This is a genomic window from uncultured Intestinibacter sp., from assembly GCF_902468165.1.
Lineage (GTDB): Bacteria > Bacillota > Clostridia > Peptostreptococcales > Peptostreptococcaceae > Intestinibacter.
This window is the reverse complement of record NZ_CABQXJ010000008.1, coordinates 44562-68686: the sequence shown is the minus strand read 5'-3', so window position 1 is coordinate 68686 and position 24125 is coordinate 44562. Positions and strand designations below refer to the sequence as shown.

Annotated in this window: 23 protein-coding genes; 7 read left to right on the top strand and 16 right to left on the bottom strand. The window is 28.6% G+C overall.

Annotated features, from left to right (window positions below; all coding sequences use genetic code 11):
* Positions 1-169: 169 nt before the first annotated feature.
* The 9 genes from RDX53_RS02975 to RDX53_RS02935 all read right to left on the bottom strand — a co-directional run bounded on the left by RDX53_RS02975 (position 170) and on the right by RDX53_RS02935 (position 7265).
* Positions 170-1525 carry an MATE family efflux transporter gene (locus RDX53_RS02975; RefSeq protein WP_307993698.1) on the bottom strand — a complete coding sequence of 452 codons (1356 nt, stop codon included), beginning with the start codon at positions 1523-1525 and terminating at the stop codon, positions 170-172.
* Positions 1526-1568: 43 nt separating this feature from the next.
* Positions 1569-2090: a cyclase family protein gene (locus RDX53_RS02970; RefSeq protein ID WP_022070869.1), complete on the bottom strand. Its 522-nt coding sequence runs from the start codon at positions 2088-2090 to the stop codon at positions 1569-1571.
* Between the two features lie 103 nt (positions 2091-2193).
* Entirely contained in the window at positions 2194-2946 is a 753-nt protein-coding gene (locus RDX53_RS02965) for a permease prefix domain 1-containing protein (protein WP_307993697.1), read from the bottom strand.
* A gap of 3 nt (positions 2947-2949) precedes the next feature.
* Positions 2950-3285: a PadR family transcriptional regulator gene (locus tag RDX53_RS02960; protein WP_048926537.1), complete on the bottom strand. Its 336-nt coding sequence runs from the start codon at positions 3283-3285 to the stop codon at positions 2950-2952.
* A 55-nt stretch (positions 3286-3340) separates the two neighbouring features.
* Positions 3341-3595, bottom strand: a complete 255-nt coding sequence (locus RDX53_RS02955) for a helix-turn-helix transcriptional regulator (RefSeq protein WP_195931389.1) — start codon at positions 3593-3595, stop codon at positions 3341-3343.
* A gap of 160 nt (positions 3596-3755) precedes the next feature.
* Complete coding sequence (locus RDX53_RS02950) at positions 3756-5003, bottom strand: Glu/Leu/Phe/Val dehydrogenase (protein WP_195931390.1); 1248 nt, start codon at positions 5001-5003, stop codon at positions 3756-3758.
* Positions 5004-5599: 596 nt separating this feature from the next.
* Positions 5600-6052 carry a hypothetical protein gene (locus RDX53_RS02945; RefSeq protein WP_307993696.1) on the bottom strand — a complete coding sequence of 151 codons (453 nt, stop codon included), beginning with the start codon at positions 6050-6052 and terminating at the stop codon, positions 5600-5602.
* Positions 6053-6344: 292 nt separating this feature from the next.
* On the bottom strand, positions 6345-6530 hold the full coding sequence (locus tag RDX53_RS02940) for a hypothetical protein (RefSeq protein WP_295572837.1): 186 nt from the start codon (positions 6528-6530) through the stop codon (positions 6345-6347).
* 324 nt (positions 6531-6854) lie between these two features.
* On the bottom strand, positions 6855-7265 hold the full coding sequence (locus RDX53_RS02935) for a hypothetical protein (protein WP_307993695.1): 411 nt from the start codon (positions 7263-7265) through the stop codon (positions 6855-6857).
* Positions 7266-7838: 573 nt separating this feature from the next.
* On the opposite strand from RDX53_RS02935, the gene RDX53_RS02930 reads away from it, so the two are divergent.
* Together RDX53_RS02930 and RDX53_RS02925 are read left to right on the top strand one after the other, a co-directional pair.
* The gene (locus RDX53_RS02930) at positions 7839-8408 is read left to right on the top strand and encodes a flavodoxin family protein (RefSeq protein WP_195931723.1); all 570 of its coding nucleotides are present in this window, start codon (positions 7839-7841) and stop codon (positions 8406-8408) included.
* Positions 8409-8840: 432 nt separating this feature from the next.
* Positions 8841-11015, top strand: a complete 2175-nt coding sequence (locus RDX53_RS02925; protein WP_307993694.1) for an ATP-binding protein — start codon at positions 8841-8843, stop codon at positions 11013-11015.
* A 64-nt stretch (positions 11016-11079) separates the two neighbouring features.
* Here the strand turns inward: RDX53_RS02925 and RDX53_RS02920 are convergent, their stop codons facing one another.
* Positions 11080-12444 (bottom strand): Sau3AI family type II restriction endonuclease, encoded by a 1365-nt coding sequence (locus RDX53_RS02920; RefSeq protein WP_307993693.1) that lies wholly within the window; start codon positions 12442-12444, stop codon positions 11080-11082.
* 164 nt (positions 12445-12608) lie between these two features.
* On the opposite strand from RDX53_RS02920, the gene RDX53_RS02915 reads away from it, so the two are divergent.
* Complete coding sequence (locus tag RDX53_RS02915) at positions 12609-13430, top strand: hypothetical protein (RefSeq protein WP_307993692.1); 822 nt, start codon at positions 12609-12611, stop codon at positions 13428-13430.
* Positions 13431-13529: 99 nt separating this feature from the next.
* On the opposite strand, the gene dcm is transcribed toward RDX53_RS02915, so the two are convergent.
* A complete protein-coding gene (gene dcm / locus RDX53_RS02910) occupies positions 13530-14801 on the bottom strand; it encodes a DNA (cytosine-5-)-methyltransferase (RefSeq protein ID WP_307993691.1) in 1272 nt (423 codons plus the stop codon).
* A gap of 612 nt (positions 14802-15413) precedes the next feature.
* Between dcm and RDX53_RS02905 the strand changes: the two genes are divergently transcribed.
* Both RDX53_RS02905 and mgsA read left to right on the top strand, forming a co-directional pair.
* Positions 15414-16397 carry a hypothetical protein gene (locus tag RDX53_RS02905; protein WP_307993690.1) on the top strand — a complete coding sequence of 328 codons (984 nt, stop codon included), beginning with the start codon at positions 15414-15416 and terminating at the stop codon, positions 16395-16397.
* Positions 16398-16806: 409 nt separating this feature from the next.
* On the top strand, positions 16807-17208 hold the full coding sequence (mgsA, locus tag RDX53_RS02900) for a methylglyoxal synthase (RefSeq protein WP_195930015.1): 402 nt from the start codon (positions 16807-16809) through the stop codon (positions 17206-17208).
* Between the two features lie 133 nt (positions 17209-17341).
* Here mgsA and RDX53_RS02895 read toward each other — a convergent pair whose 3' ends face one another.
* The 4 genes from RDX53_RS02895 to cooS all read right to left on the bottom strand — a co-directional run bounded on the left by RDX53_RS02895 (position 17342) and on the right by cooS (position 22482).
* Positions 17342-17845 (bottom strand): GNAT family N-acetyltransferase, encoded by a 504-nt coding sequence (locus RDX53_RS02895; RefSeq protein ID WP_195930016.1) that lies wholly within the window; start codon positions 17843-17845, stop codon positions 17342-17344.
* A gap of 58 nt (positions 17846-17903) precedes the next feature.
* Positions 17904-18356 (bottom strand): MarR family transcriptional regulator, encoded by a 453-nt coding sequence (locus tag RDX53_RS02890; RefSeq protein ID WP_307993689.1) that lies wholly within the window; start codon positions 18354-18356, stop codon positions 17904-17906.
* A gap of 465 nt (positions 18357-18821) precedes the next feature.
* Positions 18822-20573 (bottom strand): FAD-dependent oxidoreductase, encoded by a 1752-nt coding sequence (locus RDX53_RS02885; protein WP_307993688.1) that lies wholly within the window; start codon positions 20571-20573, stop codon positions 18822-18824.
* A 19-nt stretch (positions 20574-20592) separates the two neighbouring features.
* Positions 20593-22482, bottom strand: coding sequence for an anaerobic carbon-monoxide dehydrogenase catalytic subunit (gene cooS / locus RDX53_RS02880; protein ID WP_307993687.1), 1890 nt, complete (start codon positions 22480-22482; stop codon positions 20593-20595).
* A gap of 230 nt (positions 22483-22712) precedes the next feature.
* On the opposite strand from cooS, the gene RDX53_RS02875 reads away from it, so the two are divergent.
* Positions 22713-22883, top strand: a complete 171-nt coding sequence (locus RDX53_RS02875) for a DUF362 domain-containing protein (RefSeq protein ID WP_195930020.1) — start codon at positions 22713-22715, stop codon at positions 22881-22883.
* A gap of 101 nt (positions 22884-22984) precedes the next feature.
* Positions 22985-23155 carry a DUF362 domain-containing protein gene (locus RDX53_RS02870; protein WP_195930021.1) on the top strand — a complete coding sequence of 57 codons (171 nt, stop codon included), beginning with the start codon at positions 22985-22987 and terminating at the stop codon, positions 23153-23155.
* Between the two features lie 277 nt (positions 23156-23432).
* Here RDX53_RS02870 and RDX53_RS02865 read toward each other — a convergent pair whose 3' ends face one another.
* Positions 23433-24059 carry a redox-sensing transcriptional repressor Rex gene (locus RDX53_RS02865; protein ID WP_195930022.1) on the bottom strand — a complete coding sequence of 209 codons (627 nt, stop codon included), beginning with the start codon at positions 24057-24059 and terminating at the stop codon, positions 23433-23435.
* Between the last annotated feature and the right edge of the window lie 66 nt (positions 24060-24125).

Genomic DNA, 24125 nt, shown 5'->3' with positions numbered 1-24125 from the left:
TACTGTAACATGAACATAAACTTATGAGCTATTTTTTTATCCATTTTTAAGTGTTCCACTTAATATGATAATTCATCTTATAAAAATAAGGTAAGACAATTTTAATTTGCCTTACCTTTTATTGTAGTCTTATTTTTTAGTTTCATTTAATACTAATTACAGTTCTATATTAATTGCAGTTTAAAGCTTTTTCAGTATCTAATTCGTCATCATCTTTCTTAGACATAAGTTTTCTCGAAACTTTGAAGTAAAGCATAAATGCAACTACAATAGATATAACATCTACAATTGGTTGTGACCATGCAAGACCTGTAATTCCTAAAGTATATTTTAAGATAAATAATGCTGGAATATATAAAACTCCTTGTCTACTTACATTTATAAATAAAGATGCTTTTGCTGCACCCATTGCTTGTAATGAGTTTGTTAGGACATAGAATATTCCAAATAGTGCACTTGTTGTTAATAGTATTCTTGAGAATTCAACAGCATATGATAGTGATTTTGCCTCACTTAAAAATGCGCCTGCAATTTGATTTACAAATACATAATATAAAGCAGTTAAAACTACACCGAGTATTGTTGCAAATCCAAATGAGAATTTCATAATTTGTTTAAATCTATCCCAAGTTTTTGCTCCAACAGCATAACCTAGGAGAGGTTGAACGCCTTGACCAATTCCCATAGAAATCATTCCTGTAATCATCACTATTTTCATTGCTACACCAACACCTGCAAGTGCCATATCTCCATATCCAGCCATCAAACTGTTCATAACTATTTGAGATACACTCATCAACAATGATCCAAGAGCAGCAGGAATTCCTATTATTAAAACACTACTACATACTCTTTCTTTGATAGTAAAGTTTTTTATATTTACACCTAGTGTTGATTCACCTTTTAAATAATAAATTATATAGTATATAGCCCCTATAGCTTCACCACATAATGTTGCTATTGCAGCACCTTCTATATCTAAGTTGAACCCAATTATCAATATTGCATCTAGAATCATATTTAAAACGTTTCCGATTATTTGACCATTCATAGCCTTTCCAGCTTGACCCTCTGCTCTTAAAATATTTGAGAAACAACTTGAAATAATTGCAAAAACTCCTGAAAAACTTACAATGATTAGATAAGTTTTTGTAAATTTCCAAGTTTCTGGACTGGCTCCAATTAAAACTAATATTTTATCCATAAATACTAGCATAAGTATTGTTAATACAATACCTATTCCTACACAGCTCCACATACAAAATGAACAAACTTTTTTAGAATATTCTTCTTTTCCTTCTCCCAAAGCACGTGCAATTACTGATGTACCTCCAATCCCAAAGATTGAGCCTACAGACATAAATATTAAAAATACTGGTATTGCTAGTGAAACAGCAGCAACTTGATATGCATCATGTGTTTGACCTATAAAAAATGTATCTGCCAAGTTATAAATCAAAACCATTAACATCGCTATAACTGCTGGTATAGCATTTTGTATACCTCCAATTTTTATTAATAGCATGCGATTAATTAATTTATAGTAAAATGCCTGTTGCTACAGACATTTACTCAATCGTATTTAATACTTTTTTTAAAATACTTATAAACATATCTTCTTCTATATCAGTAAGTCCAACCACTAAATCCTTGTTGGCTTTTTCCATATGCCAATTAGCATCTCTACAACATTCTGCTCCCAATGGTGTCATTTCTACAATTTTGCCATTTTTCTCTTCCCAAGCTAGTATATCATCTACTGTAACAGTAAAATCAGGATTTTGTGATACTTCTTTAGATAAATCAAGGACACATAATGGCATTACCATGTCATCTGGTTTAAAAGTATCCAAACTTCTTTTCCCTTTAACAAAATGAACAGGTGCATCAACATGTGTTCCATATTGGCTCACAATTTCATAAGTATGAGCTCTGAAACCATCCTTTTCAAAATCATAAAGTACAGAAGATTTTACAGACGGAAAACCAAACCAATGTGGTGTTTCTGGACTAACCTCATGGCTTAAATCAACCCACTTGCATGTTTCCTTTAATTTATTAAGATCTTCCCATAAATTTAAATTACTCATTTATATCCCCCCTGATATTGTTTATATTATTTATTATAACGCAACAAAAACCCCCTATATCACAATTATATTTAATATAAGGAGTTTTTAAAATAAATCTTATCTATAATTTTTTATATTGTCTTTTTAATATCATGAAGATGGCAAAGAAAATTAAAGTCGTATATATACTTATAATTTTAACTGTATCCACAATTTTTGTACTGACTATGTCTTTTAATTTTAATCTATAGTATAAAACTTGACCTTTTCCATTTTTTTCTGTTTGACCAGATGTTTCAAAATTAGATGTTCCACCCTTTACTTGATATGTATATACAGGTTCTGAGAATATATTTTCATCATCATAAACATATAATCTATATACACAATTCCATTCATTAGACTTTAATAATTTATCTAATTCTGATTTATATTGATCAGGACTATTTACATCTCTTGAACTAACAAATTTATTGAAAGTTTCTTCAAATCTCTTACTTTCATCTATCCATTTATTATGTTGTGTTTTTTGTTCTATACCCATATTTGATAATACAAATGATATAACGAATATAACTGCTGATAATAAAGTTATTATTTTAGTAAATTTTATTGATTTAGTTATCATTTTATTTCTCCCCTCTAATTTTTTGTTATTCTCCTTAACATTTTCACATAGTATCTTTAACACATCGTTATCTATGTCAAATTTATTTATAGCCATATCATATGCTTCTTCTTTGCTATGTCCTTGACTTATAAATTCATGTGCCATATCAAACAGATGACATTTTAGTTCTTCCTTTAATTCAATTACTCCTGCACTCTTATCGTTATTAAATAAATTGCACAAATATTTATCTATTTTATCCATTTTTTAAATTTCCTCCCCTAAAAATGAACCCATTACTTCTTTAATAAAAAACCATTCTTTCTTTTTCGTTTGATAAGTTTCTTTTCCTAAATCAGTCATTTTATAATATTTTCTTCTGCCTCCAGCACTTTCTTCCTGTGACCAATAAGACTCTATAAATCCTTTTGATTCCATACGCTTAAGTGCTAAATACATTGTTCCTTCTTTTAATTCAAACATATTATTACATTTAGCCTTTACTGTTTTTGCAATCTCATATCCATAACAATCTTTTTCATTTAAGATTGATAAAATTATTGTGTCAATGTGACCTTTTAAAGCTTCTTTATTTAGTTCCATCATTTCACCCCCTCTTTATATAACTTTAATACTCTATAATGCAAGGCACTGTTGTTTATATAGTATTACATGTTACTCTATAATGCAAGGTAATTTTTAAAATATTTATATTAAAACAGTAAAAAAGATAGAAATCATAAAAATTCCTATCTTCCTTATCATTACTAGATATATCCGGAAGACCTAGCCCGCTTTCCCATTTAGAAATTGTTTTGTCACTTACATTTATTTTTAATCCCAGTTCCTTTTGGATCATGCTTTTTTCTTTACGCTTGCTCGCTATAAGCTTTCCGATTTTTCTCGAATCCATATTTATCACCTCATAAATAGGATAAATCTTTTTTGAGGTGTTCTTAACCTACGTAACGTAGAGTTTTTGCATAAAAAAAAAGAAGATGAAACACTACCATGTTTCATCTCCTTATTTATCTATTTATTATAGGCTTAAAATTATTCTTTAAATCTTAATCTTAGTACCATCCTCTACGTTTCATAGCATCAGCAACTCTCTTAATTGAAGACATGTATGCTGCAGTTCTCATATCTACACCATATTCTTCTTTTATTGCCCATATAGCATCAAAAGCTTTTTTCATTGCTTTTTCTTGTTTAGCTTGGACTTCTTCAAATGACCAAGAGTCTCTTTGTAAGTTTTGTACCCATTCATAATAAGAAACTGTAACACCACCACTGTTAGCTAATATATCTGGAACTAATGTAACACCGTTTTTAGCGAATATTTCGTCAGCACCAGGAGTAGTTGGTCCGTTTGCACCTTCGCAAACTACTTTAGCTTTGACGTCGTTAGCATTTTCAGCAGTTAATTGATTTTCAAGAGCACAAGGTAATAATAAATCAACATCAGCAGTTAAAACATCTTGATCTGTAGCTTCAGCACCAGAGAATCCTTTAACACCTCTAGTTTCAGCTACATAAGCCATTAAGGCTTTCATATCTATACCATCAGGGTTAGCTATAGTACCAGTATAATCGCCAACTATTACTACTTTAGCACCAAATTGTTCGATATACATACCTGCATAGCTACCAACATTACCACAACCTTGTAATGCTACTTTTGCACCATTAATATCGATACCAACTTTTCCTAAAGCCTCTCTAGCCATCATTGCTACACCATATCCAGTAGCTTCTGTTCTAGCTAAAGAACCATAGAAATCAACAGGTTTACCAGTATAAGTACCAGGAGCAAATTCACCAGTTACTTTTGCATGTTCATCAACCATCCAAGACATTATTTCTCCATTAGTGTTTACATCTGGAGCAGGAACGTCCACTTTTTCTCCTATAAATGGAGCAAGTGCTGCAGCAAATCCTCTAGATATTCTTTCTAATTCACCTTTAGAATAATCATTAGGATCGATTGCCATACCACCTTTACCTCCACCATATGGTATACCAGTTACACCACATTTGAAAGTCATCCAAGTAGATAAAGCTTTAACTTCGTCCAAAGTTACATTTGGATGGAATCTTAAACCTCCTTTAAATGGTCCGCAAGCGTTGTTGTGTTGAGATCTATATCCAGTGAAAGTTTTTATAGTTCCGTCATCCATTTTTACTGGAAAGTTAAATTCCATAACTCTCATTGGATTTTTAAGTATTTCGTAAACTGCTGGATCAGTTCCTAATTTATCACAAGCATGTTTAACTTGTAACTGTGCGATTTCAAATACATTTAAAGTTTTTTCTGCCATTTTATAAGCCCCCCTAAAATTTTACATAAATTTTTAAATTTTTGGTTTCTCAAATGTTTTTATATTAAATTGTCAATTATTACCATTCATCATAACTAGATTATATCATATTTTTTTTTTATATGTAATTGAATTTTTATTTAATTGATTATTAATTTTATATTTTAAAATTCTTTTATATTGCATTTTTTTATTACTTTTCAAAACTCTTTTTTATGTAGTATTGTTGATATTTCAAATATTTTGCTATTAATATATGAACAATCCTAAAAAAACTGTTCTTTATATTGAATTTTTATAATTTTCCTTTAATTAAACTTTGACTTTATTTGACACTTAACTGTCGACCATAGTCGATATAATCTCTATATTTCTAAATTTTTTATATTATGAAAAATATAAAAAAAATTATTTTTTCACTTGTATAAATAATTTTTATTTATATATATCTTTTATAAAAAATCGCTTTAATTTATTATCTATTATTCATGTATTAGGGCTTATTTTAGTCTATTTATATAGTTTAAAATCAAAAAATCCCGTGTGAAAAATCACACAGGATTAATTATCTTCTGCTTTATAAATTATATTTTTAATTAAGCACTTTTGTGAGAACCCATTGATTTAACAACTATATCATGTTCTGAGTATTGTTTTAAGAATGGCAATCTCATTTCTTTTATAAATATCCCTATTACTATAGTTGGTGCCATTGCTGCTACTAAGTAAGCAGATATTTGTGGAATTGATAAACCTAAACCAAAACTTCTAGTCATAAATCCATATATCAAGCAATATGCTAATAAAGTATCTCTGCATACTAAACTTATTTGTAGTTTCTTATGGATTTGTTCTTTTGAATCACTTCTCTTCATTTCACAATATCCTCTTACTAAAGAACCTATAATTAAGCTGAATAAACTAAACATTACTGCACCAGAAATAGAAACTATCAATGTACTAACTACTGAATCTGTAGATTTTGTAATTACTGAATATAAATAAAATATAATAAATGATACCACTAAATCTTTAGATATTTTCTTCATATCTTTTACCCCCTTATATCGTCCACTTTAATTTTAATTAGTTTTCTTATCTTTTTAATTACATTATATTCACTGATAAATATTAATTCTATAAGTATCTTAACTAAAAATATAACAATATTAACACAAGGTAGATCTAGTTATATGTAAGGTGTGTGTATCATAATTAAATTTAAATATAATGATGAAATCCCATGTAGAATCTAATAGTTCTACATGGGATTTTAAGTTTTAACTATTCTCATATCCAATTGACCAATCTTTCTATATTTTCATATCATAAAAATTACAGTCAAGAATTAAAAATCTCTCTTACTACTGATATAATTGCTACAAACATTTCAGCAAGTAAACCGAAAAACCATCCTGCTGCTAATGATGCAACTATCCCTTCCATTATAGTAGTTTCTCCAGCATACATTAAATAGAAAAAGAATATTATAAAAACTATCACAACATCTATAAAGAATCTTTTCATATGGCATTACCTCCTATAAGTCTATCCAATTTTTTGTTCTTTCGTTTAATTGATGTTCTGATTCATTCTTTACTATAATATATGTTTATATTTATTCTTTTTCTACGAAATGACTCATTTTTTGCACACATTTTACAATGTTACATTTTCTTAAAATTTTTTCAAAAAGAAAATACTATACGATATGTCTAACGTATAGTTGTTTAGGTCATTTCAATTATATCTATTTTATATTTATATTAAGATATTTTAACTGTTTGCATATTTTAAGTTAACTCAAATTTAACTTATCCCCAATAAGTTAAAAATATTTTTATCTATCCACTATAACATTCCCTTTTTCTTTTTTCTAAGCTCTTTACTTAGCTCGCATACAACTAGTGTTGGTGCTAATGCTGCAATTATAAATGGTATAGTGTCTATAATTGTTAATTTTGGTCCTCCAAAAGAAACTCTCATTATTCCGTAGCATAATATAAATGTTAGTATACCATCTCTTGCTACTAATCTCATTTTTGCTATTATTTTTAATTCTTTTTCTGAAAGTGATACTCTCGTTCTTAGATCATTTTCATCTATATTTCTTATCGTATCACTCAATAAAGAAAATATACCTGCTGTACCTGATGAAACTATAATACCTTCTGCCATAGAAATATTTATTGCCTTATTAAATACAATATATAAAAGGCTCATTATAAATAATAGAATGAAATCTCTGCCTATCTTTATCATTTTCCTCCTCCAAATATTAAAATATCCATTTATATAAATTTTTTCTTATATTTTATACATTTATTATATTCACTCTAGAGGTGTTTTTCTATAAGTATATTAACAAAAAAATATAATAATATTAACAGTATAGTATATTTTTACCAGGAAAATATTTTTCCAAAATTTATATTTTTAATAATGCATAAATACTTTCTTCCATGCCGTATAAAATGCTTTATCATCCTGCAATTTTCCATCTAAATCTAAACTTTCATATTAATTTAAATTAACTTGAAAATAACTATTTATATAAAAATGTTAACGTATTTATATCACAATATTAACTTTTTTATATATTTAATTATCTAATATAACAAATTAGAATTATCATTATCTAAAAAGATAAATGTATATTTTATAATACTTATAAATATACATTTACTTTTTTAAAAATTTCGATATTATTAATATATAGGGGTAATTGATAATATAATTTTTGTTGTCAGCATAATTTTGTTGTTAGCTGAAATTAACACTAAATTCACTATAATATAAGTCAATTCTACAATTTCAATTAAAGGGGGAATCTACATGAAAATATTAATTTTAACTGGGAGTCCTAGGAGTAAAGGAACTACATCATTATTAGCTGATGAATTTGCAAAAGGGGCAAAAGAGGCAGGGCATGAAGTCGTTCGTTTTGATACAGGAATATTAAATATAAGACCATGCATTGGATGCCATCACTGCCAAAAGAATGGGACTAATAAATGCGTATCTGATGATGCAATGACTAGACTTTATCCAGAGATACTATCGGCAGACTTAATCGCCTTTGTAACTCCTGTATATTACTTTGGAATATCTACTCAATTAAAAACGGCAATCGACCGTTTCTTCTCTATAAACAAGAAAATCAGAAAATTCCCTAAAAAGGCAGTATTATTAGCTGCTTGTGGAGATAAACAAGAATGGGCAATGGATCCACTTAAACTTCACTACGAAACTCTTTGCCGCTATTTAAGGTTTGAAGATATGGGACAAGTATTAGCGTATTCTTGCCATGAAAGAGAAGACATGGAAAATAGTAAATACCCTGAAATGGCTAGAGAACTAGGCCGCAGCTTAGTAGAAGATTTAACTTTAGATTATACATTTTAGGTAGGAAAAAAGCTTGTAGAATACTACAAGCTTTTGTTGGATGTTTTATTTTAATTTTTTTGAGAGTGCGTTATTTATTAATCTATATTTTTATATAAATTCTTGTGCTTTGTCATTTGTATTTTTATAATAGCACATATGTTCGATATGCGCAAGTGTTTTTGCGAATGTATGTTCGATTTATTTTTATATAGTGTTTTGTAACCACTCTTGAAAAATACGTAGCTGCTCTTTAGTGTGAAAATAATGTTCCCCTTCTAAGACTACTTCTAAATTGCAATCAAATCTCTTAGTAAAGTTCTTTATTGTATCAAATTCACAGGTATCATCTTTTTCACCATATAAAATATCTTGAAAATTTATATATTAAACCATACAATTTATAAGATAGGTATAGATATATCTATAAAATATATTAAGGGGGTATTTAAATTGAATATTAATAATTATAATTTCGGGGAACTTAAAAAATTTGATTATGGCTTAAGAAACTTAGGTTTTGATTTATATGAAGCTATAATGGAGTCAATAGAAGATTCTATAGATGCAAATGCTAATAATGTTAACATACATATTTTTAATGAGACTGTAGATATTAATATAGATAATCAGCCAATGAATATAGAAAGAATTTCATATTTAATAGTTGATGATGGTGATGGAACAGAATCTCTAAAAAATATTTTTGACTTTGGACTAAATAAAAATACACGTTTCCACAGTATATATGAGCTAAAAAATAAAAATGGTATTTATCATTATGGAGCTATTTCACATTTAAATGTTGGATTATCGGTTATCTTCTATAGTAAAACAAAGGATAAAGAATGGAAAAAAATCACTGCAATTTATGATGAATCTATTGATAAAGGCTTTATTTCTAATGAACAAGCTGTTGAATCAAATGAATTAAATCAACTATTTCAAATGCACAATTTCAAAATACCTAAAGAAAAAGGTTCTATTTTATATGTGAAAGGTGTTGATAAATATAGTATTACATATGTAGATAAAAATATTGAGGATATAAATTATGCTCCTAATAATATGAGCATAAATAATATAGTTAGGCTACTTATATTTAAACTTAGTATTAAGTATAAAATACTCTTAGAAAATAAAATCAATAAATTAACTCTTTCTGTAAACAATAATGTAGTCAATCCTAATGATATTTTTCTTAAAGGGGATAATATCCCAGAAAAATTAAGAACTCCTACTCATCTTGCCACTTATAAAATAAGTTTAAATGACATTATAAATCAATTAAATGATTACAGTAAATTAGAAATTTTATATAAAAAATATGGTCATCTTTATAATGATAAAAATGACTTATTAAATGAATATATAGAAATTAATTTGTATATTCTTTCTCCTAATTTTACAAGAAAGAAACAAGATATAAATTATTATATAAAACATAATTATTTATACCCAAGCGTATATTTTTCAGGATTATTTGTAAAAAGAAATAATATTTATATAGGTAATACAGCAAAAATAATGGAAATCTTTAATAACCATCCCTCATTCAATACATTAAGAGGTGAAATATCATTTTGTCCTATATTTGATGAATTTTTTTCTATTCAAGTAAATAAAAATAAATATCAACTTTCAAATGTATTAGAATTTTTAATAAAAAAATGCATAGAGTCTGATTATGCATTACATGGTAAAACAGCAAAATCAAGAATTAGTAATGCTATTGAAGAAAATAAAAATAAATACAAAGTTAAGCCTCCAGAAATAATTAAGCCAATAGATTTAAAAAAACAACTTATAGATACTAACAAGGAATTAGAGGAGTTAGAAATATATGTTACAGATAGATTATTAAGCCCTTATCTTTCTGATATGGTAAAGAAAAATAAGGTTAAAATAAAAAATATTCCTTCTCAAAATTCATTAAACATTTCAACTACTCTTGTTGAGATAAATAAATCCATAGATACTATTCATAATTTATATAATAAAATAAACAATGATTTTTTAATAGAATATAAAGCTTTTAAAAATAGAGTTTTACGTTTAAAAAATTCCTCATATCTTATAGGAACAAAAAGTGAATATAGATTACTAGAATATTTTAAGGAACCTCAAAATGAAGCTGAAATGTATACATTACTAGTTTTATTTTTAAAAATAGCTTCAAAACAATCAAATTTACCTGATTCTCTAAATTTTAAAGTATTAGATTATGATTATAAAGACAGTATAGATAATATAATAGAAATTCCTCAAAAAATATTTGATGAGTTAGACATGAAAAATAGATTCAATGGTAAAGTAGAAGATATAATTGAAATAGAAGGTATACTATCTAAAAATTTAGATATAACTATGATTAACAATGGTATTAATTATAGTTTTATGGAAATGAAAATGAAACCTAAAAAACAAATGAATCATCCATTAAGATTTGTAAGTCATATTATTTATTGGGATAAACCTTCACAAAAAATTTGTGAACTGAAAACAGACCATGTAACTTACAAGGTAGATAACTCTAGAAATTTAGTTTTATTTAATGATAAACCACGATGTTATATAATTTATCTAAAAGAAATAATACAACAAATCTCTGGTGGTTTATTTGAATAGTAAAATCATATATTAAAAAACTCCCCTGCTAAGATTAAAATTAACAGGGGTATATTTTTATTTATTATTTAATTATACTTTCAATATATTGTCTATCTAACCAAAAGCATTTTCTTACATGTTCTCCGCCTTGTGGTAATGGATATGTATCCTCAGATGTTCCTGCATGTGGTCTAACATGACACACTCTATTAAAAGTAGAACCTGGCAAGTTATCAAATTTCTTATTTCCTTTTATAGTTATCTTTATTCCTTCATTTATTACTCTAACAGTTTCTTCCCAAGTTTCTTTAAGTTTTGTATCTAAAACCGATATTGGCATATTCCATAACTTAACCTTATCTAATCTTAAAATATTATTTTCATCAAACCTAAATACAACAAATAAATACTTCTGTTCTGCAAACATATTTCTTAATTCAGAGTCTTCCCATTGTTCATTTATTATCTCTGTATATTTAAAATTTTTAAAGGACATATGCTCTTTTATATTGCCATTTTTCTCTATTCTTATTGTTTTAAATTTAATATCAGCTTTATTAAATTCTTCTATATTTTTGATATCAGTACCTTTTAATCCCAATATAGCGCTAGATAAAATTTGTGCATGATTTTTTTTCAACTTACATGTTTCTGTATATATATTTACCTCAAATAAATCAGCAATTCTATCTATATCCATGCCATAATAAGGTTTAAATCTCTCTTCTAATACTTGCTCTATTGTTTTTTTCGTTCCATTTAATAAACTTACTTTATTTTTATCTATTTTTCCGAAATGCTCTCTTAATAACTGTGTCATATAGCCAGATTTCAACGAAAAAGCCCTTTGTTTAGCAGGAATTTCTGAAAATGGTTGTAGTCTAACTGAGTTCTTATTCTTACCTTTAGTACAAGCTGCTAAATAACTCGTATCTGATTCTGAAATTTCATGTGCTTTTCCTTGTTTTATTTTATCTATAATAATTTGCCAGTCATTTTTTATAACGCATAAATCATCTTCATTAAATTCATATAAAACTACGTCTTTTATTATATAATCTTCTTGTTTTACTTCTGGTTTCCATTCATAAAAAACTAATAATAGCATCTTACTTTTATGCCAGAATGAGCTATCATAAAAATCATGTTTATACTCTTCATTATAATCTATAACATTTAAAACTAGCCTCTCCTTAGCTGAAATAGTTTTATTTTTATTTATTTTAAAAGGTGTTACTTTTAACTCAATACCAGCTACTGAAAAATCTGGATTTGAATCTGAATTTATATCATATCCAAAATAGCTTTCTTCAATTACATGACCTAAATTTCCCTTATTTTTTTTATTTTTTAATCTATTAAATTTATCTAATTCACCAAATGTTTTTCCTTTTAGGTTTAATGCATATTGCAATATAGATTCTTTTGATGTTTTATCGTATTCCATATTATTCCCCCATTTAAATTATATGTAAATATAGTATCATAAAAACTATTTTATAGGGGCTTTATATTTAATAATAATTGCTCTTTATAAATTTTATTGTATAACATAATTCAAATTGTATTTTTTTCCAATTAAATAAAGAAGGGGAAGGTAATTGTGTAAAGATGATACCAAAATATAAAAGAGAAGTTTCAAAAAATGAGGCTATCGAAAAAAGAATAACTAACATTAATTTTATCCGTAATTTACCTAGAGAAAATTTAGCTCATAAAATTAATGAATGTCAACTATTATTTGACTTTTATAAAAATGAATATGAAACTATATCTATACAATATCCAGGAAAAGAATCTGATACTAGACCTTGGGATTTTAGACCTAAATTACTTTTAGCAGATAACAATTATTTAGATGATTTATCTTTTAAAAATATTTGGGATTGTTTATTTGAAATTAACAATAATAATATAATTAATCCTAGAGATAAAAAACGTATATTAAAGTTACTAGCTTGTGAATTCTATAGAATTGCATTTATGATTGATTATGATTTTATACCGCCTGATCATAATCATAGTATTTATTATTTAAAAAGTTCCACTAAAGAAAATTTTATAAGTGAACATGGTATTTATATTTATAAACCCAATTATAAACTTATAAATGAACTTGAAGTATATTGTCCAACTATTTTAGGAATATCGTGGGAATCATTCTTTATATACAATGATTTATTAGCATTAAATGAAGACTGTAAATATTTTTTCAATAAATTTAAAACTAAAAACGATGAAGAAGAAGCTAAATCATATATAAAAAAAGGTACTGGTAGGATAAATACTATGCTAACTCATATACATATATTATCAGTTATTTTAGGTGAAAATGCATTAACTACTTTATTAACTTCATTTTCTAATGGAAGAGGGGTAGCTCCATTAACTATAGAAAGGTGTAATAACTTTTTATCAAAATATATGTATTAACATTAAAAAAAATAGATTAAAATAAACCTGTGTAATTTACATCAAATATATTTAATATTTATTAAATTACACAAGTTTATTTTTTATAAATATATAAAATTATTGCTCTCCATTTACAATTTTTTCAATTATTTTACCCATTTCAGCAACTAGTCCAACAACCAAAGCATTCCCCATACAGAAATATCTAAATTTCTCAGGCATACCCGTATTAGTCCAGTTATCATCAAATCCATTAATTCTCTCTGCCTCAACAGGTGTAATTATTCTCAATCTCTTTGTAGCTGGATCTTCTACTACATGGCTACTTCTATTTACTGATGATTCACTTGTAAGCATAGTTCTAGCTGGTCTATCAAGTGGATCTGGGAAAGCTAATGGTCCTTCACTAAATATATATTCGTGTCCACTTTTACTAGTTCTAGGAATCTTTTTAGCTCCTTTAAGGTATTTCCATTTTTCTAATTTTTCTTCACCATCGATATAATATTTTTCATCTACATTTTCTTCTAAAATATCTCTTAGTAAAATTCTATTTCCATTATAATCTGCTTCTACGTGTTCTGTATAAATAATACCATTTACCATAATTCCTGAATTTTTAAATTCTAAACTGAAGTTATCTGATATATCTATTATTTCTTTTCCATCAATTGATGTAGTTTCATAACTAGAATCATTTGATTCTACACCTAGCATACTAAAATCTATTTGTCCGTCTTCTACTATAGATTGATTTACAGATTCATCTTGAACAATAGGGAATTTTTTTATGAAGAATCCATCTTTATGAATCATAGATTTTAAATTATCTCTATTTATATTTTTTGCATAAGTAGTGTCATTTCTAAAAGCAAAAATAAAAACTCTTCTTCTTCTTTGAGCAAATCCATAATCTGCTGCATTTATAATCCTCCACTCAACAGAGTATCCAAGTTCATGGAAACATGCAAGCATAACTCCAAAGTCTCGCCCTCTTTGACTTGCTGGTGATTTAAGTAATCTATCTACATTTTCTAATAGTACAAATCTAGGTTTCTTCGCTTTTAAAATTTCTGTTATCTGCCACCAAAGAACACCTTTTTTCCCTTCAATCCCTTTAGCTCCTGTTCTAGCAACCGAATAATCTTGACATGGAAATCCTCCCACTAATAAATCATGTGATGGTATTTCATTTTTATCAATTTCTGCTATATCTATATTAATATGATTTTCCGTTCCAAAATGACTTGCATAACAATTATATGCATGTTGAAGCTTTCTCGATGGTTCCCATTGATTTGCCCATACAAAATTATACTCTGGTGATGACTTTTCTAATCCGACTCTAAATCCGCCAACACCTGCGAATAGTTCGCATACATTTATCATATTACATCTCCTCTCTTATTTATTTTTTCTTTCTTTTTAGTATACATCAAATTAAATATCTTGAAAAGATCAAATTTTAATTATAATTTAAATTTCTAACCTAATTTTTATATATTATTTCCACTAAATATATTTTTAAATATGGATAACAATATATTTCTAACTTCAATTTTCTTCAATCTTACTCGGTCCAAAAACCAACCCCCACGACTTTAAATCCGAAAGTAAACCTCCAAAAATACCCTCTTTCCGCTAAAACTCAATCACAAAAAACACTATTTGTATAAAATATCACACAATATTCCCTCTAAATAAATCATATTTCTACTTCTTTATACAGTATTTATAGTATATAATTTAAGTAAGAAAACAAACATTCGATATTTTTGTAGAGACAAATCTATTTTACGGTAGATAACAATTTTCTCACCTTTGGCAATGGACACTTCTTTTTATTCTACCTAGTAATTTTCTAATTTTTAAAAGGAGGACTTTTATATTATGAGATTTAGTTTTTTTGGTTTTTCGCAGCGTGCAGCAATTGATTTAGGGTTAGATCCAGCGGATTTATTAATTCTTAGATGGTTTGTTGATTTTAGAAATTCTGGCAAAATGATTAGTAAAGAGATAGATGGCAAGATGTTTTATCTTGTTTCTTATAGTGCTGTTGCTGAGGACCTTACTATCCTTTATATGAAAAAAGATTCTGTTTATAGAAGATTTAAAAAAATGTGTGATAAAAATGTTCTAGAAAAACGAGTTATTAAAAGTAAAAAAACACTTGTTTATTTTAATACTGCCGAAAATTTTCCTAAGTTAGAAGACTTCTCTTTTGTAGAAAAATATATTAAAAATATGAAAAAGGAAAATAGTTATAATTATACTCCCGCTCAACTTAATGATGATGAAGATACTTGCTTAGATGATAAAGCTATATCTTCTGATAATAACCATAATTCAGATATATGCGTAGATGATAACACTATCTCCGCTGATAATAACTGTGATGAAGTTCCATGCATAGATGATAAAGCTATATCTTCTGACAATAATCATAATACAGATATATGCCTAAATGATGCCACTATCTGTTCTGATAATAACTGTTCTGAAGATATATGTGTAGATAATGACGCTATAGCATCGGATAATAACCGTAATGAAGATACAGAAGTTAGTCCTAAAAATACTAACCCTAAAACGATTAAATATGCGAAGGCTAAATCAAAAAAGTCTAAGCATAGTAAGTCTAAATCTAAAAAATCTAAATCAAAAAGTGCTAGACAAAACGTAATTAAATCCGAGAAAATTATAAATAAAAATATTAGTAGCTCCAAAATTACACCTGCTAATATTAAGAACTATGAAAATAAACCTGAAAAAGTTATATCACAAAAAACTCAGAAAGAAATTCAGTATGATGATAAATCTTCTAGTGATAAAGCTCTGAATAATAGCTCTAATAATCCAAGTAATAATTTTTTTAATTTAAGACAACATCCTATATACTTAAAGCAAAAACTCATGCTTGAATTATTACATATTCTAGGTTTAAATCCAAAACCATCAATAAAAAACCAAACTCTACTGCTATAAAAATGACATGGAAAAAAATCAATACCCTATGGATTTAAATCAACAGGGTACGGATGAGACACCGTACCTCCCGTATAGAAAACCGTACCCCTCGGATGAAACACCTGACCAAAAGATAAATCTATTATATTAATCTATTATATAAATCTATTAAATCAGATACACGCTGCTTGTGGATTTTGTATTATTGTTTAAATCAAGATTTCTGGATTATATGTCTCTCTTTTTTGATTTTCTAGAACCGCTTGATATAGAGTTTATTCAAAATTCGCTTGTAGCAATTGGGGGTTAGTTTACAGGTAATGCCTTGAAATATTTTGTGCAGAATAATAATATTAACAGAAAATGTATTGCAGATTTTTGCTATTTTGTTTAATATTATTACAAAGCCAAAAATTAGGAGGTAATTATGCACAAAATTTTAAATGTCGCTTTAATTGCACATGACAAGAAAAAAGATACATTAGTTAGCTTTTGTATCGCTTATGAAGGCATATTAGCTAAATACGGTTTATATGCTACCGGGACAACTGGGAAAAGAATTATGGCTGAAACAAACTTGGACATACATAGACTTGCTTCTGGACCACTTGGTGGTGATCAGCAAATAGGTTCTTTAATTGTCAACAAGGATATCGACCTAGTAATTTTCTTAAGAGACCCATTAACTGCTCAAGCGCACGAGCCAGACATCCAAGCCTTAATCAGACTTTGTGATGTTTATAGCGTGCCAATTGCCACTAACTTAGCGTCTGCAGAAATCTTCATCAAAGCCTTAGATGAGGGTGAATTAAACTGGAGATTAGATTAAAAAAAAAGAGTGTCCAAAATAATTTTAATTTATTTTGGATACTCTCCCTGGTTGTATTATTTTTAATACTTCCCTTTTATAGATTTTATACAAATATTTTGATGACTTTCTATATTAAGTGAATATTTTTAAATTATAAAGTTTTTTCAAAGGCTACTCTTTTTCCGCCATCTTCTAAGTAAATAATTCCACAGTATTTAAATCCATTTTTCTTAAGAAGATTTTGCATTGGTATGTTTTCTTCGTGAGTATCTACTTTTAAGCTATTTACTTTATTTTGTCTGCATACATCTTCTGCATATTTTATTATTTTGTGAGAAAGGCCTTTTCCTTTTTGAGTATTATCTACTGCTATTCTATGTATTACTCCGTAATCTCCGTTTGTAATCCATTTTCCATCAAGAATATTTTCATAAGATGTTTCTTTTGTAAATGAAATTACTGTTGTTGCAATTATATTTCCATTCTCCAACATTACATAGCTTTCCCCATTTTCTATATCATTATTTATAACTTCTTCATTTGGATAATTATTTTGCCATTGGTCGATATTTTGCTCTTTGAAATATGCTTGGGCTTGTTTTACTATATCCATTATTTTTGTTATGTCTGATTTTGTTGATTTTCTAAATTCCATTTTATTCTCCTTTTTATTTAATACATTGAATCTAGATATATTTTCTTCATACTCTCACCTAGCCTTGATTTTTATACTCATGCCAATACTCTTCAATGTTTTCACTCATTTTTTTAATTAATTTTGTTGCCATTTCTTTTTCTTCTTTGCTAAAACCTTCAAAACTTATTTTTAACTGTTTAGCTTCTTCTTGCATTATAAAATCATATACTTTTAACGCATTTTCTGTCGGCGTTAATTTGTATCCTCTCTTATCCGATTCATCTTGTTCCTTGTTTATATATCCAAGTTCAATTAATTTTTGTACTGCTTTTGTAGTCGTCGTCTTATCAACTTTTAACATATTCGATAGCTCCACAAAATTTATACCTGGATTTTTACAAATCCTTGTTATAAATAAATATTGACCTTTTTTTAAATCGAATTGTTTATACTTCCAATCTGATGTGGAATTTATTGCTCTTGATAATGCACCGACATATCTCAAAGTTTCATATTCTAAATTATTCATAATCTCACTCCTATTATATAAATAGTCCTTTTTAGTTGAAAGTTCAACTATTTTTTTACGAAATTTTTCATCCTTACAAAAAATACATCCACATAAAATGTATATATTTCCATATTTCAAACCATTATGGTTTTATTTCAAACCAAGTGAAAATTTTTTTGTATAATTTATAAATTTTTTTGTTTTTTCGCAAGTTTTTACAATTTTCTACATATCCTATAGGATATAATACTTTTTGTATTCCGAAATGACGAGGGTATGGAATTTAAGCAATTATTAAAAAGGTCATTAAAAAAATTATTAAAAGAGACTTGGTTGTGGGGACTGTTATGGCTCAATAATTAAAAATGCCGCAAATCAATGATACATAATAAAAATCATTTCAACATGAAAAGAAGCATCCAGTTAAAACTGAAATGCTTCTTCCTTTTTTTATATTAAAAATTTAACCCCTAAGTTTTTGCCTTACCATTCAAATTGTCCATCTTCTTTAATTTTGAAAAAGTCAGAATATCCAAGGTCAAATACTCTTTCTTTTAAGTTTTCTACTTTTATTTTATCTTTTATAAGTTGAGTATAAACTCCAACATATGAGATGTCTCCTTGTGCTATGAAACCAGTCAGAACATTATCTTTTATTACTGCTTTTTTATAATTTTCACCATCTGTATATGTAAATACATCATAAGTGTCGTCTGCTGGCGTGATAAATCCTATTGAAACTGTAGGTATACCCATAAAGTTCATTGTGTTTTTAAACTCAAATGTATCGTCTATTGTGGCTTTTTTTCCTGCCATGTTTGTCGCTGCTACTTGTGCTTGTTTTGTGGCTAATGGCCAGATTCCTGTTCCTGTTATGTCTCCTGCTGCGTATATATCTTGTTTATTCGTTTCACATTTTTCGTTTATTTTGATTCCTTTTTCTGTCTCAATTCCTGAACCTTTTACAATTTCTATATTAGATCTTACTCCTGTCGAAACTATCAACAAATCACAAGGTATTATTTCTCCATTTTTTATTCCAATACCTTTTATATTTCCATCTTCGTCTAAAAATACTTCTGATGCCATGCAATTTTTAAGGATTTTTACTCCCTTTTGTTCAAACTTCTCTTCATAAACTTTAGCTGCCCTAATATCAAGTTGTTTATCTAAAATTCTATCTTCTGATGCGATTAATGTTAAAGTACCTACATTATCTAGCTCAACTAATCCTGCTAATGCGTCCATTCCGACAAGACCTGCCCCCATAATTACAATACGTTTAGAGTATTTTGCTTTTTCTCTAATCATTACAGCATCTTCTATATTTCTAAGTGGGTATACATTTTTGGCATCTCTCAAATTTTTAATTGGAGGAATAAACGCATTGGCACCTGCTGTTATTAACAACTTGTCATAAGCCAACTCTTCTTCTTTGTTGTCTTTTTCATATTTAATTTTTTTGTTATCTGGGTCAATTGATTTTACTGTCGCTTTTTTTATCCAAGTTGCATCTTGCTTGTTTATAAAATCTTCGTCCACAAAATTAATTCCATCTATTGTTCTGTGTTCTGAAATTACATGGTGTAACATGCAACGAGAGTAAATTTTTTCGTCTTTTGATACTACAATAATTTTTGCGCTTTTGTCTAATTCTCTGATTGTCTTTACTGCAGTTATTCCAGCGATACTCGCACCTATTATCACATAAGTTTTTATATTTTCTTGTGAGGTTGTAGCTACATCTGATGATAATTCTACCTCCTCACTTTGTAATTCTAAAGCACCGCTTGGACAGTTATACACACATAAAGGAATATCTTCCTCTTTGCACAAATCACATTTTATTATATCTTGTTTTGTTCTGTCGTCTGGTTTTAATATTCCATAAGGACAGCTCATTACACACATATAACATGATCCACATCGTTTCTCATCATAAGAAACAATCCCTGTTATAGAATCTTTTGTCATAGCCCCACTCATACATGTTGCAACACATTCTGGTTTGTCGCAATGTCTACAAGTTAGTGGAACTGGACTCTCTTCATAATTTAGTTCTATGTGATTTCTACTTTCTGTATCTATATTGGATAAATCTATAAAATATTTATCTTTATTTACATCTATAAAGCTATCGAATTTATGTTTTTCGCTACAATTTCTAGTCATACAGGCTACTACACAACTTTTGCACCCCGTACACAAATCTTTATGAATTATTATTCTGCGCATTTGACCACATCCTTAAAAATTATTTTAAACCTAAGCCTTTTCTTCTATCTAATATCTCTGATTCTAATATTTCTGCTGATGCTACTGGGTCTGGGTTTATTATTACACTTCCTCCAGTTATGTCTTTTAGTCCTTCTGTCAGAACTTGTGTCACTAATGGTCCTCCTGTTACAAATGGTGGTAAAGCTAGGTGAAGTGGTAGTCCTAAAGCTAAACCGAATGCTCCATCTGCTAGTGCTTGTTCTTCTAACCATTGTGGTGCAGAAAGTGCTACTGGTAATTGTGGTATATCTACGTTTAATGCCTCTGCCAATTCGCTAACAACTATTTCGATTCTTCCTATTGCTAGACATGGTCCAAAGTTTAGTACTGGTGGTATATTTAATTTTTTACAGACTGCTTTTAAATTTTCGCCTGCTAATTCTTCTGCTCCCGGCGACATCAATCCTACGTTTTCTAGTCCACCTGTTGAACATCCTGCTGATAATACTAATATGTCTTTTTTGATTAATTCTTTTACTAATTCAACTGTATGAACATCATGTCCGCCCGCAGTCATGTTTGAACATCCGACTACACCGACAACACCTTTGATTGTTCCGTCAGCGATTAAATCTATTAATGGTTTCCAATTCCCACCTAAGAATTCTTTTAAGTTCTTTTCACTAACACCAGTTAGCGATTTATCATAACCGTGGTCTTTTGGTATATCTATTTCTACGTTGCCTCTTCTCGCTTTGTATGCCTCTACTGCTTCATTTATCAATCTATGGTCTATTTCATCAAATTTATCTCTATCTAATTGGATTAATTCTGCATTTTTCTTCTTAGCAACATCATCTAAACAAATCATTTTTACGTGTAATTTGTCTGCTATTGGTTCAAGCCCTGGCAATGTGCAGTTAAATTCTGAAACTACCATATCCACTGCCCCTGTTGCTAATACTGCCTCACTTGTGTAGTTGTTTCCTGCGTGTCCTGCGAATATTTCTTTGTAGTGTTCTCCTCTTAATTGTAAATCTTGACCTACACATGTGCATCCCACTAATCTGAATCCTTTTGCTCCTACTGATTTTGCTACTTCTACTGCTTCTGGTAATTTAATTTTTTCTTGGAAACTTGCAAATGTTGAATGTTGATGTCCTGTCACCATTATGTTTATATAATCTTCGTCGATTACTCTAAATCCGACTGGAGCCATTCTTATTACTGGGTCTCCTAAAACTATATCATTTAATAAGTTTGTTAAAGTTAATCCATATAAACCTGTGCAAATTCCTAGTGATAGACAATGCATTAACATATCTACTGGGTCTGAGCTTAAGTTTGTAGATGATTTTACACATCCATCAAATACTTCTGATTTTGCTCCACCTGGCATGATTCCAAGCTCTTTCCATTTATCAACTCTCATATGGTAAGCTAGCTTTTCAACTAATTCCATTTTTTCATATCTCGGTTTGTATAAATCTTTTAGGATTGCATCTGCTATTTTTACGCATCTTTTGTGTGGGTCATCATCAAATATTCCTAATTCTTCGCCTAATATGTTTAGAGCTTTTTCACTTTTTATAACCCCATTGTGTTCTCCAACATGTTTTACATTTAATGCTGTATTTTCAACAACGTGTAGATAACATGCTGCCCCTGCTGATACTGCTCTCAAGAAGTTTCTCGCTACTATTGTATCTGCATCTGCTCCACATATTCCCCTTGGTGATTTTGGAGTTACTCTACATGGTCCGTTTGAACATAATCTACAACAGACACCTTGAAGTCCAAATCCACATTTTACTTTTTGGTCGATTGTTCTTTGGAATGCTGTTTCAAATTCTCCTGATTTTGATGCTACAAAGTTTTCTAGTTTTTTGTCTGCACTTTGACACATTTTACAAGTGTTACAATTCATATTTTTTACTCCCCCTTATTAATTATTTTTTATTTTATTTATACCATAATTTACCACTAATAAACACCTAATTTGTTAATTTTTTAATTTTTAAGTTAGTTTCAAAACTTAGAATACAAACTATATATTCAAAATCCTAACTATTTTTGACCCAAATTCTTATTGTGATATAGAATAAACTTTGCTATAATTATAAGTGAAATTAAAATCATTATAAGGGGGATTTTAGTATGGCTTACAAAATAACAGACGATTGCGTTGCTTGTGGTTCATGTGCTGATGAATGTCCAAACGATGCTATAACTGCAGGGGACGACAAATACAGCATAAACGCTGACGAATGTTTAGATTGTGGATCATGTGCTGATGCCTGTCCAAACGATGCTATAGTTGAAGAATAATAGCAGAGAAGACTATCTGAGGGGGTTTCGACCTCGGATAGTTTTTTGTTGGGTTGTTTTTAATTTCAAAAATTTTGACATCAATTAAGGAGAATAAAGATATGGCTTACATAATAAGTGATGCTTGTATAAGCTGTGGTGCATGCGAATCAGAATGCCCTGTAGAATGTATATCAGCTGGAGATGACCAATACGTAATAGATGCAGATAGCTGCATAGAGTGTGGATCTTGTGCTGACGTATGTCCTGTAGAAGCTCCAAGCGCTGAATAATTTGAACGTACTTTTTTATTTTTAATGAGAAGGCTAAGTGATTTTATCACTTAGCTTTTTTTAATATAATTCTAATGAAAGCGACTTTGTCTATTGATTTAAATTAACTTCATTTATGGTGGCAACGACTTTGTCCGTTACTTTAAGTTCACTTCGTTCATGGCGCCAACGCTTCCGTCCTTTGCCTTAGTTTTTTACAATAAAAAAGCTACATGAATCACGTACAAATTTCATGTAGCAGTTTATTATAATTTTTTATAAATGTAAAGTATCTCGATTACTCTTCTTTCATTAAGTATGATAATGTAAATAAACTTTCAGTTAAGTTTACATTTTCAACTATAATATCGTCTGGTACTTTTAAGTCCATTGGCGCAAAGTTCCAAAGCCCTTTTACACCACATGCAACTAATCTATCAGCTAATTCTTGAGCTCCGTTTTTTGGAACACATAAAATACCTATATCTATTTTATTATCTTTTACGAAATCCTCAATACGATCTGAATCTAATATTTCAAAATCTCTTATCTTTAATCCAATTATTTTTGGATTAGCGTCAAATAATCCTTTTATTTCAAATCCAGCTTTTCTGAATCCAGAATAGTTAGCTATTGCTTGTCCTAAATTACCTGCTCCTATTAGAATTGCATTATATGGTCTGTCTAGCCCTAGAATTTTTCCGATTTCCGCATGAAGGGCTTCGATATTGTACCCATACCCTTGTTGTCCAAATCCACCAAAATTATTTAAATCTTGTCTTATTTGTGATGCCGTAAATCCTATTATTTCACTTAATTCTTTTGAAGATATTCTTTGTACGTCGTTATCAAGTAAGTCACCAAGATATCTGTAATACTTAGGTAGTCTTCTGATGACCGCCATTGATATGTTTTTACCTGCCATCGTCTCACCTCTTTTAATTTAATATTTTCATAACAATATAATTAAATAATACCATATTTTTTAAAT